Source organism: Arenimonas terrae (assembly GCF_006265115.1).
Lineage (GTDB): Bacteria > Pseudomonadota > Gammaproteobacteria > Xanthomonadales > Xanthomonadaceae > Arenimonas > Arenimonas terrae.
On sequence record NZ_SMDR01000001.1, the window covers coordinates 429,908 to 445,917 of the forward strand.

The 16,010-nt window shown below is 69.0% G+C and carries 12 protein-coding genes and 1 tRNA gene; 10 read left to right on the forward strand and 3 right to left on the reverse strand.

Annotated features, from left to right (window positions below):
• Positions 1-17: 17 nt before the first annotated feature.
• The 4 genes from E1B00_RS02005 (at position 18) to E1B00_RS02020 (ending at position 4,919) form a co-directional block, all read left to right on the forward strand.
• Positions 18-2,336, forward strand: coding sequence for a DNA translocase FtsK (locus E1B00_RS02005; RefSeq protein WP_425456423.1), 2,319 nt, complete (start codon positions 18-20; stop codon positions 2,334-2,336).
• Positions 2,337-2,463: 127 nt separating this feature from the next.
• Positions 2,464-3,123 carry an outer membrane lipoprotein periplasmic chaperone LolA gene (lolA, locus tag E1B00_RS02010; RefSeq protein WP_139445101.1) on the forward strand — a complete coding sequence of 220 codons (660 nt, stop codon included), beginning with the start codon at positions 2,464-2,466 and terminating at the stop codon, positions 3,121-3,123.
• Positions 3,124-3,258: 135 nt separating this feature from the next.
• A complete protein-coding gene (locus E1B00_RS02015) occupies positions 3,259-4,533 on the forward strand; it encodes a replication-associated recombination protein A (protein WP_176693172.1) in 1,275 nt (424 codons plus the stop codon).
• 23 nt (positions 4,534-4,556) lie between these two features.
• Positions 4,557-4,919, forward strand: coding sequence for a CrcB family protein (locus E1B00_RS02020; RefSeq protein WP_139447643.1), 363 nt, complete (start codon positions 4,557-4,559; stop codon positions 4,917-4,919).
• Positions 4,920-5,113: 194 nt separating this feature from the next.
• On the opposite strand, the gene E1B00_RS02025 is transcribed toward E1B00_RS02020, so the two are convergent.
• Positions 5,114-5,707, reverse strand: coding sequence for a hypothetical protein (locus E1B00_RS02025; protein WP_139445107.1), 594 nt, complete (start codon positions 5,705-5,707; stop codon positions 5,114-5,116).
• A 121-nt stretch (positions 5,708-5,828) separates the two neighbouring features.
• Here E1B00_RS02025 and E1B00_RS02030 point away from each other — a divergent pair, with 121 nt between their 5' ends.
• The 5 genes from E1B00_RS02030 to E1B00_RS02050 all read left to right on the forward strand — a co-directional run bounded on the left by E1B00_RS02030 (position 5,829) and on the right by E1B00_RS02050 (position 10,759).
• Positions 5,829-6,395, forward strand: a complete 567-nt coding sequence (locus E1B00_RS02030) for a hypothetical protein (RefSeq protein WP_139445109.1) — start codon at positions 5,829-5,831, stop codon at positions 6,393-6,395.
• A 91-nt stretch (positions 6,396-6,486) separates the two neighbouring features.
• On the forward strand, positions 6,487-8,160 hold the full coding sequence (locus E1B00_RS02035) for an AMP-binding protein (protein ID WP_139445110.1): 1,674 nt from the start codon (positions 6,487-6,489) through the stop codon (positions 8,158-8,160).
• A gap of 143 nt (positions 8,161-8,303) precedes the next feature.
• On the forward strand, positions 8,304-9,584 hold the full coding sequence (gene serS / locus E1B00_RS02040; RefSeq protein ID WP_139445112.1) for a serine--tRNA ligase: 1,281 nt from the start codon (positions 8,304-8,306) through the stop codon (positions 9,582-9,584).
• Positions 9,581-10,579: a LysR substrate-binding domain-containing protein gene (locus E1B00_RS02045; RefSeq protein WP_139445114.1), complete on the forward strand. Its 999-nt coding sequence runs from the start codon at positions 9,581-9,583 to the stop codon at positions 10,577-10,579. Before serS ends, E1B00_RS02045 begins: the two co-directional genes overlap by 4 nt.
• 90 nt (positions 10,580-10,669) lie before the next feature.
• Positions 10,670-10,759 (forward strand) — tRNA-Ser (locus E1B00_RS02050).
• Between the two features lie 4 nt (positions 10,760-10,763).
• Here the strand turns inward: E1B00_RS02050 and E1B00_RS02055 are convergent.
• The gene (locus E1B00_RS02055; protein WP_139445116.1) at positions 10,764-11,723 is read right to left on the reverse strand and encodes a CPBP family intramembrane glutamic endopeptidase; all 960 of its coding nucleotides are present in this window, start codon (positions 11,721-11,723) and stop codon (positions 10,764-10,766) included.
• Between the two features lie 253 nt (positions 11,724-11,976).
• On the opposite strand from E1B00_RS02055, the gene E1B00_RS02060 reads away from it, so the two are divergent.
• A complete protein-coding gene (locus E1B00_RS02060) occupies positions 11,977-12,621 on the forward strand; it encodes a response regulator (RefSeq protein WP_139445118.1) in 645 nt (214 codons plus the stop codon).
• A gap of 40 nt (positions 12,622-12,661) precedes the next feature.
• Here E1B00_RS02060 and E1B00_RS02065 read toward each other — a convergent pair whose 3' ends face one another.
• Complete coding sequence (locus E1B00_RS02065) at positions 12,662-15,685, reverse strand: Rne/Rng family ribonuclease (protein ID WP_139445120.1); 3,024 nt, start codon at positions 15,683-15,685, stop codon at positions 12,662-12,664.
• Positions 15,686-16,010: the final 325 nt, after the last annotated feature.

Sequence of the window (16,010 nt, forward strand, 5' to 3'; positions counted from 1 at the left end):
TGAGGTCTTTTCTCTCAGTGGCGCGCTCTCCCGATCGAAGCACCACCGCCGGCCTCGACCGCCGCCAGAAACTCTGGCGCGAACTGGCCTTGGTCGCCATCTCGCCGCTGCTGCTGTATCTGCTGGCCAGCCTGCTCAGTTACCACCCTGACGATCCGGGCTGGTCGCGCACCGGCAGCGTCGCCGGCGCCCTGCACAACTTCGGCGGCCTGGTCGGCGCCTACCTGGCCGACCTGGCCTTCTGGTTCTTCGGCTACGTGGCCTACACCGTGCCGGTGGTGCTGGGCGGCGTCGCCTGGATCGCGCTGTTCGGCCTGGATTCGGACGGCGACGGCCGCGTCGACTTCGGGCCGGCGCTGCGCCTGATCGGCATCGTCGGTTTCCTCGTCTCGGCCTGCGGCCTGTGCCACACGCTCGGCGGCGCCGCGCCGAACCTGCCGGCGGAATCGGGCGGCATCCTGGGCCAGCTGGTCGGCAAGTCCATGCGCACCGTGTTCGGCGGCATGGGCGGCAACCTGTTCCTGTTCGCCGTGCTGCTGATGTCGGTCACCCTGGCCACGGGCCTGAGCTGGTTCGCGCTGATGGACTGGATCGGCGGCAAGGTGCTGGCGCTGTTCGGCCGCCTGGGCGAAAGCACCAAGCAGGCCGCGGAATGGCAGCGCGCCCGCGCCATGCGCGAGGAGCGCGAGGAAGTGCGCAAGGTCGAAACCGTCAAGCGTGCCAAGCGCGAGCCGGTGCACATCGAGCCGCCGCCCAAGCCCGTGATCGAGAAGTCCGAACGGGCCCAGCGCGAACAGCAGATCCCGCTGTTCAACGCCGGCGGCGACGAGGGGCTGCCGCCGCTGTCCCTGCTCGACGATCCCAAGGAGCAGCCCAAGGGCTATTCCGAAGAAACCCTGGAAACGCTGTCGCGCCAGATCGAGTTCAAGCTCAAGGACTTCCGGGTCGAGGTGCAGGTGGTCGGCGCCTATCCGGGCCCGGTGATCACCCGCTTCGAGATGGAGCCGGCGCCGGGCGTGAAGGGCAGCCAGATCAGCTCGCTGGACAAGGACATCGCCCGCGGTTTGTCGGTGAAGTCCGTGCGCGTGGTGGACGTGATCCCCGGCAAGTCCGTGGTCGGCCTGGAAATCCCGAACTCGCACCGCGAGACGATCTACCTCAGCGAGATCCTGCGCTCGAAGGAATACGACAAGCTGGCCTCGCCGCTGGCGATGGCCCTGGGCAAGGACATCGCCGGCCGCCCGGTGGTGGTCGACCTGGCGCGCATGCCGCACCTGCTGGTCGCCGGCACCACCGGCTCGGGCAAGTCGGTGGGCGTGAACGCGATGGTCCTGAGCCTGCTCTACAAGAGCAGCGCCAAGGACGTGCGCATGCTGATGATCGACCCGAAGATGCTCGAGCTCTCGGTCTACCAGAACATCCCGCACTTGCTCGCGCCCGTCGTCACCGACATGAAGGAGGCCGCCAACGGCCTGCGCTGGTGCGTGGCCGAGATGGAGCGCCGCTACAAGCTGATGAGCGCCGTGGGCGTGCGCAACCTCGCGGGCTTCAACCGCAAGGTCAAGGACGCCCAGGACGCGGGACAGCCGCTGATGGACCCGTTGTTCCGCCCGAACCCGGACCTGGGCGAAGCCCCGCGCCCGCTCGAGGCGCTGCCCTACATCGTCGTGTTCATCGACGAATTCGCCGACATGATGATGATCGTCGGCAAAAAGGTAGAGGAGCTTATTGCGCGGCTCGCGCAGAAGGCCCGCGCGGCCGGCATCCACCTGATCCTGGCCACGCAGCGGCCGTCCGTGGACGTGATCACCGGCCTGATCAAGGCCAACATCCCGACCCGCATCGCCTTCCAGGTCAGCTCAAAGATCGACTCGCGCACCATCCTTGACCAGTCCGGCGCCGAAACCCTGCTGGGCAACGGCGACATGCTCTACCTGCCGCCCGGCACCGCCATGCCCGAACGCGTGCACGGCGCCTTCGTCAGCGACGACGAGGTGCACCGCGTGGTGGCACACCTGCGCGCCAGCGGCGGCGGCCCGGACTACATCGAGGGCGTGCTGGAGGAAGTGCAGACCATGGGCGACGGCATCGTGGTCGGCCCCGGCGGCCTGCCCGAGGCCGGCAGCAGCGGCGACGAGTCCGACCCGCTGTACGACGAGGCGGTGAAGGTGGTCACCGAGACCCGCCGTGCCTCCATCTCCGGCGTGCAGCGCCGCCTGAAGATCGGCTACAACCGCGCCGCCCGCCTGATCGAGGCCATGGAAGCCGCCGGCATCGTCTCCGGCCCCGAACACAACGGCGACCGCACCGTCATCGCGCCGCCACCGCCGCGCTGAAATCCGGGGTCAGAGTCCATTTATCTGAGCCCCGCCGGGCTCAGATAAATGGACTCTGACCCCGGGTTGTTGACCCGCGTTCAGCCAGTGCCCGCCAAGCTGCCGCCCAACGCCCACGAGATCCGCCATGAACTTCCTGTCCCGTTCCCTGATCGCCCTGTGCCTGCTGCCGCTGTCCCTGGCCGCCCACGCCGGCGCCCGCGACCAGCTCGACACCTTCAGCCGCGGCATCGAAGGCCTGTCGGCGAACTTCGCCCAGCGCGTGTACGGCCCCAACGGCGAGGTCAAGGACAAGTCCAGCGGCACGGTGAAGTTGCGCGCGCCGCGCCAGTTCCGCTGGGAGGTCACCCAGCCCTTCCCGCAGCTGATCGTCGCCGACGGCGACAACCTCTGGGTCTATGACCCGGACCTGGAGCAGGTGAACGTGCGCAACCAGAGCGCCGAGGAGAACAGCAGCCCGCTGGCCGTGCTGATCGATCCGACCGAGCTCGAGCGCCAGTTCACCGTGAAAGAGGGCGGCCGTAGCCAGGGCCTGGACTGGCTGGAGCTGAGGCCGAAGAAGCCCGACGAGGCGCCGTTCGAGCGCGCCCGCCTGGGCTTCGGCGCCGCTGGCCTGGTGCGCATGGATTTGTACGACGGGCTGGGCCAGCGCACCGTGCTGGGCTTTTCGGCCTGGAAGCGCAATCCCGCCTTCGCGGCCGACACCTTCGACTTCACCCCGCCTGCGGGCGTGGACGTGGTGGGTGAGCCGGTGAACAAGGCGCAGGTCGTGCCGCTTACCGACTGATCCGTCGGGCGCGTCCGGCGCAGGGTCGCCGGGCATCGCCTTTCCGGCGAGAATGCCCGCGTGGCCAAGAAAAAACCCGCCAGCGACACCTCCCTGTTCCAGCCGCCCGAGGGCCTGAAGCCCCTGGCCGAGCGCATGCGCCCGGCCACGCTGGACGAAATGGTCGGCCAGCGCCGCCTGCTGTCGCCGGGCAGCGCGCTGCGCCGCGCGGTCGAATCCGGCCGCATGCATTCGATGATCCTCTGGGGCCCACCGGGCTGCGGCAAGACCACGCTCGCGCTGCTGCTGGCGCGTTACGCCGAAGCCGAGTTCATCGCCATCTCCGCGGTGCTCTCCGGCCTGCCGCAGGTGCGCGAGGTGCTGGCCGCGGCCGAGCAGCGCTTCAACGAAGGCCGCAAGACCGTGCTGTTCGTGGACGAGGTGCACCGCTTCAACAAGGTGCAGCAGGACGCCTTCCTGCCGCATATCGAACGCGGCAGCATCCTGTTCGTCGGCGCCACCACCGAAAATCCCAGCTTCGAGCTCAACTCGGCGCTGCTGTCGCGCTGCCGCGTGCATGTGCTGGAAGCGGTGTCGCAGGACGACATCGTCCAGGCCCTGAAGCGCGCGCTGGCCGATGAAACCCGCGGCCTGGGCGGGCAGGGCATCGAAGTCGACGACGAACGCCTGCGCGAAATCGCCGGCGCCGCCGACGGTGACGTGCGCCGTGGCCTGACCCTGCTCGAGATCGCCGCCGAACTGGCCGCCGACGAAGGCGGCCGCATCACCCAGGCCACCCTGGTGCAGGTGCTGGCCGACCGCACCCGCCGCTTCGACAAGCAGGGCGAACAGTTCTACGACCAGATCTCGGCCCTGCACAAATCCGTGCGCAGCTCCAACCCCGACGCCGCGCTGTACTGGTTCACCCGCATGCTCGACGGCGGCTGCGACCCGCACTACCTGGCCCGGCGCATGACCCGCATGGCCGTGGAAGACGTCGGCCTGGCCGACCCGCGCGCCCTGCAGATGGCCATCGAAGCCTGGGCCACTTACGACCGCCTGGGCAGCCCGGAAGGCGACCTCGCCCTCGCGCAGCTCGTGATCTACCTGGCCAGCTGCGCCAAATCCAACGCCGGCTACGTCGCCTTCAAGGCGGCGCAGGCCGACGTTCGCGAACACGGCACCCAGGACGTGCCGCTGCATCTGCGCAACGCGCCGACCAGGCTGATGAGGGAACTGGGCTACGGCAGCGGCTACCAGTACGACCACGACGCGCCCGACGGCATCGCCCTGGACCAGACGGCGTTCCCGGACGCGATGGGTGAACGCGTGTATTACGAGCCGGTCGAACGCGGCCTCGAGATCAAGCTCAAGGAAAAACTCGACCGCCTGCGCGCCGCGCGCGAAGCCGCCCAGGCGAAGAAGCGGTGAACTGGAGCCTGCTGTGGCTGGTGATGGCCGGCGGCGCCCTCGGTGCCGGCGCCCGGCACCTGATCGGCGGCTGGCTGCTGCGCCAGCTCGGCGATGGGATGCCCTGGGGCACGCTGGCGGTGAACCTGCTCGGCAGCTTCGCCGCGGGTTTCCTGCTGGTGTGGCTGGAAGGCCGGGGCCCCAGCGCGCTCTACCTGCGCGCCTTTCTGATCGTCGGCGTGCTTGGCGGTCTGACCACTTACTCCGCCCTGACGCTGGAGTGCCTGATGATGGCGCGTGGGGCGAAGGCCGGTGTGCTGGCGGGGTATCTCGGGCTGACGCTGGTGGGTGGGTTCTTCCTGGTATGGGCGGGCGCGCGCTTGGCCGATGTCATCAAGTCGGGTTGATTTCGCATCTGTCCACGAAATCCTGGTCGATAGGATGGCGTTGGGGGTTGAGCGTAAGGCAGATGAGCACCTAGGCGCCGATGGCTGGGATCAACGGCGAAGCGGCACAAGAGTCCTTCTGGCACGGCGACTGGGCTGCGGCAATCACTGGCTTAAGTTGAATCCGAAGTCCACATTCGCCGCCGGAGCATTTATCAACCGAGAACTGAGATGGCGGTATCGAGCCAAATGGCGAGCCACGCGGCAAACAAGGAGGAGGCCAGCGCGAGGACGAAGTACCACTGAATCCGCGCGAACGTACCACGCGATGCCTCCTCCCGCGTCAGGTGTGCCCACACGGACAGGGTGATCGCACACACGTACGCGGGCAACACTTCGTCCATCCGGACCGCTGCCAACGCCGGCGCGTCCACGACGTTGCCGACGCGGTTCATCGGCGATGCCGCAATCGCCAGTTCCCATTGGATTGCACGGGTCCAGACCCACCCCACGAAGGCAAGCACGAGGACAGCGGTCGCTGGCGCCAGGCCGCGAACGAACGACCATCGGCTTCCCCGCGACACCCGCCAAAACACCCATGGCACGAGATAGGTTACGAACAGCATCCGTGCCAGCACGACCAGACCCATCGTCACCGGCAGGGCGACAGGCACCGGACCCTCCGCGTGCCGATAGAGCGCGGAATACAGGAGAGCGGGGAGCAATGCCCCGATGAGGAGCCCGACTGCGATCACCTTGCGCGCGCCAATCATCAACAGGTTTCTCCGGTTAATCGGGGTCAGGGTCACTTGATTCGAGCTTCGGCGCAACTGAGGTGGCGGTTCAGTAGTCCAAGCCGCAACCCGCACGGAGTTGTCGCGTTCGTCGCCCGGGCGTAGGCTCAAGCCTCCTTGGGGAAGGAGACAAACCATGCGTCTGCTCATCGCCGCCCTGCTCGGCGGCACCGTGCTGTTCTTCTGGGGTTTCGTGTCGCACATGATCCTGCCCGTCGGCGAGATGGGGCACGGGCAGGCGGTCAACGAGGATGTGGTGATGGCCGCGCTCAAGGACGGGCTGCCGGCGCAGGAGGGCGTGTACCACGTGCCGGGTCTCGCGCCGGACAAGTACGAGGACGCCGCCGCCGTTGCCGCCTATTCGGCCAAGGCCACGGCCAACCCGAACGCGGTGATCTTCTACCAGCCGGTCGGCCGCGACGGCATGGCCATGGGGCCGCAGCTGGGCAAGGAATTCGCGACCAACCTCGTCTCGGCCCTGCTGGCGGCCTGGATCCTGGCGCTGGCGCCGTTCGGTTTCGGCAAGCGCCTGGCCATCGCCACCGCGCTGGGCCTGTTCGCCTGGCTGGTGATCAGCGTGCCGTACTGGAACTGGTATCGCTTCGGTGACGCCTTCACCCTGGGCAGCCTGATCGGCACCGTGACCGGCTGGTTCCTGGCCGGCCTGCCGATGGCCTGGTGGCTGAGCCGCAAGGGCGCCTGACGCCCGTCGGCCTGGTCGGGGTGCGCCTGCGCCCCGGCTTGGCCCGGCGCCACCCCGCGGGTAAGGTGAAGCCTGCTCAGGGGAGGGCGCCATGACCCAGCCGTTCGGCCGCAACCAGGTGTCCGTGCTCGCGCAGCCGGACTTCCGCAACGTCGCCAGCCGCGCCTTCGACGCCGGCCACACGCTGCCGCAGCTGCTGATCGACTGCTGCCAGCGCCATGGAAACCGGACCGCCTTCAGCAACCTGGGGCAATCGCTCAGCTTCGCCGACATAGACCGGCAGAGCGCCGATTTCGCCGCCTACCTGCGCCACGACCTGAAGCTGCAGCCCGGCGACCGCGTCGCGATCATGCTGCCCAACCTGCTGCAGTACCCGGTGGCGGTGCTGGGCGTGCAGCGCGCGGACCTGGTCGCGGTGCTGGTGAACCCGATGTACACCGCGCGCGAGCTCAGGCACCAGCTCGCCGACTCCGGCGCGCGCGTGCTGGCGGTGCTGGACAACTTCGGCGCCGTCGCGCAGGAAGCGCTGCCGGGCACGCCCGTCGAACACGTCATCACCACCCGCGTCGGCGACATGCTGCGCTGGCCGAAGTCGCTGATCGTGGACTTCATGCTCAAGCGGGTGAAGAAGATGATCCCGGCCTTCGCCATTCCCGGCGCGATCCGCTGGCCGGCGGCGCTGGCGGCGGGCAGCAAGCTTCCGCGCGTGGTGTCGTCCGCCAAGGCCACCGACACCGCGCAGCTGCAGTACACCGGCGGCACCACCGGGCTGTCGAAGGGCGCGATCCTGCCGCACCGGGCCCTGATCGCCAACGTGGCCGCGGCCGAGCAGTGTTTCGGTTACGCGATGGACCCGGCCACCGACGATTTCGTGATCTGCCTGCCGATCTACCACATCGCCGCCTACACCAACCTGCTGTTCACGATGGTGCATGGCTACCGTGCCGAGCTGGTGACCAACCCGCGCGACATCCCCGGCCTGGTCGCCACGCTGGACCGGGTGAAGCCGGCCTTCTTCTCCGGCGTGAACACCCTGTACGACGCGCTGATGAACCATCCGGATTTTGCGAAGCTCGATCTGTCCGGCCTCAAGCTCTGCCTGCAGGGCGGCACCGCGCTGCGCCGCGGCACCGCCGAACGCTGGAAGCAGCTCACCGGCAAGGACGTGGTGGAAGGTTACGGCCTGTCGGAAACCAGCGCGGCCATCACCTACAACCGCTGGGACGCGCCCAACCCGGTCGGCTCGATCGGCCTGGCCCTGGGCGAGGTCGAGATCAGCCTGCGCGACGAGAACGGGGTGGAGGTGCCGCCGGGCGAAGCCGGCGAGCTCTGCGCCCGCGGCCCGCAGATGACCACCGGCTACTGGAACCAGCCCGGTGAGACCGCGCAGGCCTTCTTCGACGGCGGCTGGTTCCGCACCGGCGACATCGCCCGCCAGGACGCGCAGGGCTATTACTTCCTGCTCGACCGCCGCAAGGACATGATCCTGGTCTCGGGCTTCAACGTCTTCCCGAACGAGGTCGAGGACGTGGTGGCCCTGCATCCGGGGGTGCTGGAAGCGGCCGTGGTCGGCATGCCCGACGAGAAGTGCGGCGAGGCGGTGCGCCTGGTGGTGGTGCGCCGCGACCCGGCCCTGAGCGAGGACGACCTGCGCACCCACTGCCGCAAGAACCTCACCGGCTACAAGCAGCCCAAGGCCATCGAGTTCCGCGAAAGCCTGCCCAAGTCCGCCGTCGGCAAGATCCTCCGCCGCGAGCTCCGCTGAAATCCGGGGTCAGAGTGCATTTATCTTGGCCGCGTCGGCCAAATAAATGCACTCTGCCCCCGGATTGACTCGGGATTTTCGTTGCATGGGCGGGCAGGGCGCGGCGATAATGCCGCGTCCCGTTTCATTTATGGAATGACCCCATGCTCGACCCGACCCTGCTGCGCGGCCAGCTCGCCGACACCGCCGCGCGCCTGAAGGCCACCCGCGGCTACGACCTGGACGTGGCCACGCTCGAGCGCCTGGAGGCCGAGCGCAAACAGCTGCAGACCCGCACCCAGGAGCTGCAGAACCTGCGCAACACGCGCTCCAAGGCGATCGGCATGGCCAAGGGCAAGGGCGAGGACACCACTGCGCTGATGTCTGAAGTCGCCGGCATCGCCGACGAGCTCAAGGCGTCGGAAGAGCGCCTGGAGCAGATCCGCGCCGAGCTCGACCGGATCGCGCTGACCATCCCGAACATCCCGCACGCCTCGGTGCCGCTGGGCAGCGACGAGACCCAGAACAAGGAAATCCACCGCTGGGGCACGCCGCGCGCCTTCGACTTCGCGGTCAAGGACCACGTCGAACTCGGCGCCCGCGACGGCTGGCTCGACGGCGACACCGCCGCCAAGCTCAGCGGCGCCCGCTTCACCGTGCTGCGCGGCCCGCTGGCGCGCCTGCACCGCGCCCTGGCCCAGTTCATGCTCGACCTGCACACCGGCGAACACGGCTACCTGGAAACCAATGTGCCGCTGATCGTCAACGCCGACAGCCTGCGCGGCACCGGCCAGCTGCCCAAGTTCGAGGAAGACCTGTTCGCCACCGACGTGGGCGACAGCCGGCGCTACCTGATCCCGACCAGCGAAGTGCCGCTGACCAATATCGTGCGCGACAGCATCGTCGAGGACGCCCAGCTGCCGCTGCGCATGAGCGCGCATTCGCTGTGCTTCCGCGCCGAGGCCGGCAGCCACGGCCGCGACACCCGCGGCATGATCCGCCAGCACCAGTTCGAAAAGGTGGAACTGGTTTCCATCGCGAGGCCCGAAGAATCCGAGGAAGAGCACGAGCGGATGACCCGGTGTGCGGAAGTGGTGCTGGAAAAACTGGGCCTGCCTTACCGCAAGGTGCTGCTGTGCACCGGCGACATGGGCTTCGGCGCCATCAAGACTTACGACCTGGAAGTCTGGCTGCCGTCGCAGGACACCTACCGCGAGATCAGCAGCTGCTCGAACTGCGGCGATTTCCAGGCCCGGCGCATGCAGGCCCGCTGGCGCAACCCGGCCACCGGCAAGCCGGAACCCGTGCATACCCTGAACGGTTCGGGCGTGGCCGTCGGCCGCTGCCTGATCGCGGTGATGGAGAACTACCAGCAGGCCGACGGCAGCATCGTCGTCCCCGAAGTACTGCGGCCCTACATGGGCAACCAGGAGCGCATCGGATGAACCACCCGGACCTCAACGACCTGCAGTTCTACGCCATGGTGGTCGAACACGGCGGTTTCGCCGCCGCCGAACGCGCCCTGGGCATACCCAAGAGCCGCCTGAGCCGCCGCATCGCCCAGCTGGAAACCGAGCTCGGCGTGCGCCTGCTGCAGCGGAGCACCCGCAAGTTCGCCGTCACCGACGTCGGCCAGAGCGTGTACCGCCACGCCCAGACCATGCTGGCCGAGGCCCAGGCCGCGCGCGAGGCGGTGGACCGCGTCAGCGCCACGCCGCGCGGCAGCATCAAGGTCAGCTGCCCGGTGGCGATCGCCCAGGAAGTGCTGGGCCCGATCCTGCCCGACTTCATGAAAAAGCATCCGCAGGTGCGCGTGCAGCTGCACGTCAGCAACCGCCGCGTGGACGTGATCCAGGAAGGTTTCGACATCGCCATCCGCGTGCGCAGCCAGCTCACCGACGACGGCGAGATGGTGGCCCGCAGCTTCGGCCAGCTGCGCGAACTGCTGGTGGCCAGCCCGCGCTACCTCGACCGCATCGGCCGCCCGCAGCTGCCCAGCGACCTGGCCCACCACACCACGCTGAGCATGAGCGAGGACGACAGCCGCCAGCGCTGGACCCTGCACGGCCCCGACGGCCAGGTGCAGAAGGTGGACCTGCACCCGACCCTGATGGCGCACGACTTCCCGCTGCTGATGGCGGCCGCGCGCGAAGGCATGGGCGTGGTGCTGCTGCCCGAGCTGACCTGCGCCGAATCGATCCGCCGCGGCGAGCTCGAGGTGGTGCTGCCGCAATGGAACCTGCCGCAGGGCATCTGCCACGCGATCTACCCGTCGCGCCGCGGCCTGCTGCCGGCGGTGCGCGTGTTCATCGACTTCCTGGCCGAGCGCTTGCCCACTCTGATCGAAGACACGCGCCTGAAATGCGGCACGCCCGGCGGCGTGCCCTGCGAGAAGCCCAAGGCGCCCGGCAATGGCGCGCCGGTCAAGGCGCACGCGTAGAATCGCGGCGCGGCCGCCGGGGCAGGGCGGCCGCGGATACATAGATATGTATCGCCCGCCGCAGCGCGTGGAACGGTTTTGTGGAACAACGGAGAGATGGCCGAGTGGTTTAAGGCAGCGGTCTTGAAAACCGCCGAAGGGTCAAACCTTCCGTGGGTTCGAATCCCACTCTCTCCGCCATCTTTCAGCGCAGCGCCGTGCTCGCCGCGAGCATCAGCAGGCTGAAACCCGCGTTCGCGGTGATCGGCGCCCACAGCGACCGCGTGCGCAGGTACAGCAGCGAGCAGACCGCGCCCAGCATCAGGCCCAACCCCCACTCGCGTTCCGACGCCGGCAGGTGGGATGCCGCGAACACGAAGCTCGACAGGGCCGCCGCGGCCCAGGGGCCGATCGCGCGTTCGGCCAGCGGGATCAGCCAGCCGCGGCAGGCGGTTTCCTCGAACAGCGGCGACAGCGCGACGAGCGCCAGCACCATGCCCACCGTCGCGGCGTCCGTGCCCGGCGCCAGGCCGGGACGGTCGCCGGGCCAGGGCAGGCCGAAGGCGAGGTTGATGGCGGCGGCCATCGCGACCAGTGCGGGAAGGGCGGCCAGGCCCCAGGCAAGGCCGCGTGCCGCCGAACCGGCGGGGAAGGGCGCCGGCAGCGCGAACTGTTCACGGAACATCCAGAACACGCACAGCGCGACGCCGCCGGGAACTACAAGGTAAAGCAGCAGGTGCATCGCGACGAAGCGCGCGCGGCCGGCGGCGTCATCGGTGCGGGTGTCGTTGAGCAGGAAGATGTCGGTGGCGCAGATCTGCAGCCCGCCCTGTTCGGCGTGCGATTCCAGCGCGTCGCGCGCAGCCTGGGCGTCGTGCGCGCCAAGGCCGCCGAACGACAGCTCGACGGCCTCCGGCGCGCAGTCGGCGGGGCGGTAACGCGGCAAAGCCGGAATTTCCACGCGCCCATTGCGGAAATCCTGGTTCGATTCCACCTGTCGTCGCACGGCGGCGATGGCCGACGGTTCACCCTGGGCCCAGACGATAGCGCGGTCGCTGTCGCCCACGCGCATCAGCGCGGCCACGAAGACATGGGTGCAGGCCAGCAGCACGGCCGGCAGCAGCAGCGACATCGCCAACAACTGCAGTTTCCGACGCAGCGTCATCGGCCTTCCAGAAGGGGCTACGCGGTCATCCTAGCCTGCGAAAACCCGCCCGCGCCGATGCTGATGCAGTATCGCTAATGGCGTTAGCGAATGGAGCCAAGCTCGGGCCCTCATGCGCGGTTCGCTCCGTCGCGACGCATGATGATCCCGCCGCCCCGGCACCGATCAATTCCTACCCGTCCGCCAGCCAAGTGCGCTGGCTGCCGGGGCCGCCGGTCGCTAGCGTGGGGTCGTGCCAATGGGGAGCGCGAACATGATCCGAGTATTTCTGCTGGACGACCATGCGCTGGTGCGCACCGGTTACCGGCTGATCCTGCAGCAGGAAAAGGACATCGAAGTCGTTGGCGAATCCGGCAGCGGCGAAGAGGGCCTGCCGCTCATCCGCCGCATCAAGCCCGACGTCGTGCTGTGCGACCTGCACCTGCCAGGCATCAGCGGCCTGGACGTGACCGAACGCATCGTGCGCGGCGACTCCGGTGCCCGCGTGCTGATCGTGTCGGTGCAGGAAGACGGGCCGATGCCGCGCCGGTTGATCGAAGCCGGCGCCAGCGGCTACCTGGGCAAGGGCTGCGACGCGCAGGAGCTGGTGAAGGCCATCCGCGAAGTGTTCCGCGGCCGGCGCTATCTGGCCAGTCACGTGGCCCAGCACATGGCGCTGGCGAAGATCTCCGGCGACGGTACGCCCTTCGACCTGCTGTCGCCGCGCGAGCTCGAGGTCGCGCGCATGCTGTGCCACGGCATGCGCATGGAGGAGATCGGCAAGCGCCTGAGCCTGAGCGGCAAGACGGTGGCCACGCACAAGTACCGCCTGTTCGAGAAGCTGGGCATCAAGGACACGGTGGCGCTGGCGCGGCTGGCCACGCGGCACGGCGTCTCCGATCCGGTCTACGCGATCTGAGCGGCGCAAAAGGAAAGGGCGCCTTGCGGCGCCCTTTCGATCAACCCGGCTTGCCCGGCTGGGGCGGCTCGTCGCCGCCTTCCAGCGTCCAGTTGGACGGCGGCGGGATGGCGTCCGCGTCGTCGGCCGGAGTTCCCGGCGCGGCTTCGGCGACGGGCGTTTCGCGCTTGGCCTCGTAGGGCGGCGGCGCGTCGAACACGGCCGGCTGCGTGCGCAGGAACGGGTTCACCGGGGCGGCGGGCGCCACCGGCTGCGGCTCCGGTTCGGCCGGGATCAGGCTGGCCTGCACCGGCACGGCGGTGGCCACCGGTGCCACCGGCGTCGGGGCAGGCGAGGGCGCGGGTTCGGGCACCGGCACGGGGGTCGGAATCGGTGCTGGCGCCGGGGCCGGGGCGGGCGCCGGTTCCGGCGTCGGTGCGGGCACCGGTGTCGGCACAGGCTGCGGCTGCGGTGTCGGGGTGACCGGCGCTTCCTGCGGCGTCTGGGTCGGCACCACGGCGGCCACGACAGGCGCGATGGCCGGCATGGCCATCGGAACCGGGGTGGCGACCGGCGCAGCCGGCTTCGGCGCGGCCATGGGTGCAGGACCCAGGTCGTCGAAGTCGGACTCGGCGGCGGTCACGGTCGGCGCGGCAGCGGCACGCGGGGTGGCGGCGTCCTGCAGTTCCGGCTCTTCGTCTTCGTAGTCGGCGTCGTTGTCGGCGAGCTGGCCTTCGCCGCCCATCGCGTTCTCGGCGGTTTCCGGGCTGCCGTCCGGACGACGGCGGCGACGGCCACCGCGACGGCCGCGGCGGCGGCGGCCGCTGCCTTCGGCATTGGCGGCGTCGGTGCCCGGCGCGGCGCTGTTCTCCACGCCCGCGACCGGCTGGCCATCGGCGTCGACAACCGGCGCGACCGGCGCTTCGCCCTCGGCCAGTTCACCGCCGCTGGCGGCGGCCTGCGCGGCCAGGCGGGCAGCGCGGGCCTCGCGGCGCTCCTGTTCGCGCTTGATGTTTTCCTGGCGCTGCTGTTCGCGGCGTTCGGCTTCCTTCTTCTGCTGCTCTTCGCGGCGGACCTGCGCCTCGAGGCGCTTGATCTCGTCGAGCTTCTTCTGCTCTTCAGTGCGCTCGGGCTTGGGCGCCTTGGCCTGCTGTTGCGGCGGCTGCTGCGGCTTGCCCTGGGCCTGCGGCTGCGCCGGCTTGTTGCCGCGTTCGCCGCGGTCACCACGCTCACCGCGGTCGCCACGATCGCGGCCACGGCCATTGCGGTCGTTGCGGTCGCGACGGCCGCCATTGCCGCCGCGATCGTTGCGCTCGCCGCGTTCCGGGCGGGCCGGCTGCGCCGGGGCCGCCGCGGCCGGGGTTTCGTCGCCGGTGAACACGGCCATCAGGCGCGAGAAGAAGCCGCGCTTGGGCGCCGGCGCGGTATTGGCGAACACCGGGGCGGGCGCGACTTCGGGCTCGGCTTCCTCGCGCACCGGCGCCGGGTTCGGCGGGCGCACGGCGGTGACAGCCGGCAGGTCGGGCACGTTGATATGGGCCTTGGTCAGCGAGTGCACCGCCAGCTTGCGCGGCGTGGTGCGGTGGTAACTGGGCTTGCTGGTTTCTTCGCCCAGTTCGTTCTCGCGCACGCGGCTGATGTTGAAGTGCGGCGTCTCGAGCTGGTCGTCAGCGACGACCACCACGGGCGCGTCGTGCCGGGTCTCGATTTCGACCAGGGCGCGGCGCTTTTCGTTGAGCAGGTAGTTGGCGATCTCCGGCGGGGCCTGGACCAGCACCTGCCCGGTGTTCTCCTTCATCGCGTGCTCTTCGGCCAGGCGAAGGATGCTCAGCGACAGCGATTCGACGCTGCGCATGCGGCCGTGGCCTTCGCAGCGCGGGCAGACGATCTGGCTGGATTCGCCCAGCGACGGACGCAGGCGCTGGCGGCTCATCTCCAGCAGGCCGAAGCGCGAGATGCGGCCGATCTGCACGCGCGCACGGTCCTGCTTCAGGGCGTGCTGCAGGCGCTCTTCGACCAGGCGCTGGTGCTTGCCGGAGGACATGTCGATGAAGTCGATCACCACCAGGCCGCCCAGGTCGCGCAGGCGCATCTGGCGGGCAACTTCGTCGGCGGCTTCCAGGTTGGTGTTGAACGCGGTCTCTTCGATGTCGCTGCCCTTGGTGGCGCGCGAGGAGTTGACGTCGATCGCGGTCAGCGCTTCGGTCTGGTCGACGACGATGCTGCCGCCCGAGGGCAGGCGCACCTGGCGCTCGTAGGCGCCTTCGATCTGCGACTCGATCTGGTAGCGGTTGAACAGCGGCGTCGGGTCTTCGTAGAACTTGAGCTTGCGCAGGTTCTGCGGCATCACCGAGGCCATGAAGTCCTTGGCCTCGTCGTACATCTCGCGGGTGTCGACCAGGATCTCGCCGACGTCGGCGCGCAGGTAGTCGCGCAGGGCGCGGATGATCAGGCGCGATTCCTGGTAGATCAGGAAGGGCGCCGGCTTGGCCAGGGCGGCATCGGTGATCGACTTCCAGACCTGCAGCAGGTAATCGAGGTCCCACTGCAGCTCGTCGGCGGCGCGGCCGACGCCGGCGGTGCGGATGATCACGCCCATGTCGTCGGGGATGGTCAGGGCGTCCATGGCCTCTTTCAGGGCCTGGCGGTCGTCGCCCTCGACGCGGCGCGAGACGCCGCCGGCGGTGGGCGAGTTCGGCATCAGCACCATGTAGCGGCCGGCCAGGGAGATGAACGTGGTCAGGGCGGCGCCCTTGTTGCCACGCTCTTCCTTGTCGACCTGGACCACCACTTCCTGGCCTTCGCGCAGGAATTCCTTCAGGCCGGCCTTGTTCGGGTCGACGCCGGGCACGAAGTAGTCGCGGGAGATTTCCTTCAGCGGCAGGAAGCCGTGGCGCTCGCCGCCGTATTCCACGAAAGCCGCTTCAAGCGAGGGCTCGAGGCGGACGATGCGGCCCTTGTAGATATTGGACTTCTTCTGCTCTTTCGAGGGCTGCTCGATGTCGATGTCGTAAAGGTTCTGGCCATCGACGATCGCCACGCGCAGCTCTTCGGCCTGCGTGGCATTGATCAACATACGCTTCATTGTCTGGTGTCCTCACGCGCTCTTACCGCGAGGAACGCCGGGGTCCGCGCCCGATGTTTCCGACCCGGGGCGCGTTGCGCACCCAGGCCTGGCAGGAACTTCCAGCGCTTCATTACCTTGGGCGTACCCGCGGGAGCGCTTGTTGTGTTTTGTTCGGTAGAGGGGCCCGGGGCGCGCCGAGCGCGATCCGGTGTTCGCGGACCCGGGGGTTCGCGGCGATATCCGTCTGCCTTCGGCACCGGCTAACATGGTCACCCCCGTGGGGTGTGGTAGCGGTTCCTCGGGATTCGCGGGTGGGCGGCTTTCGGCCGACACCCCCAGCGAA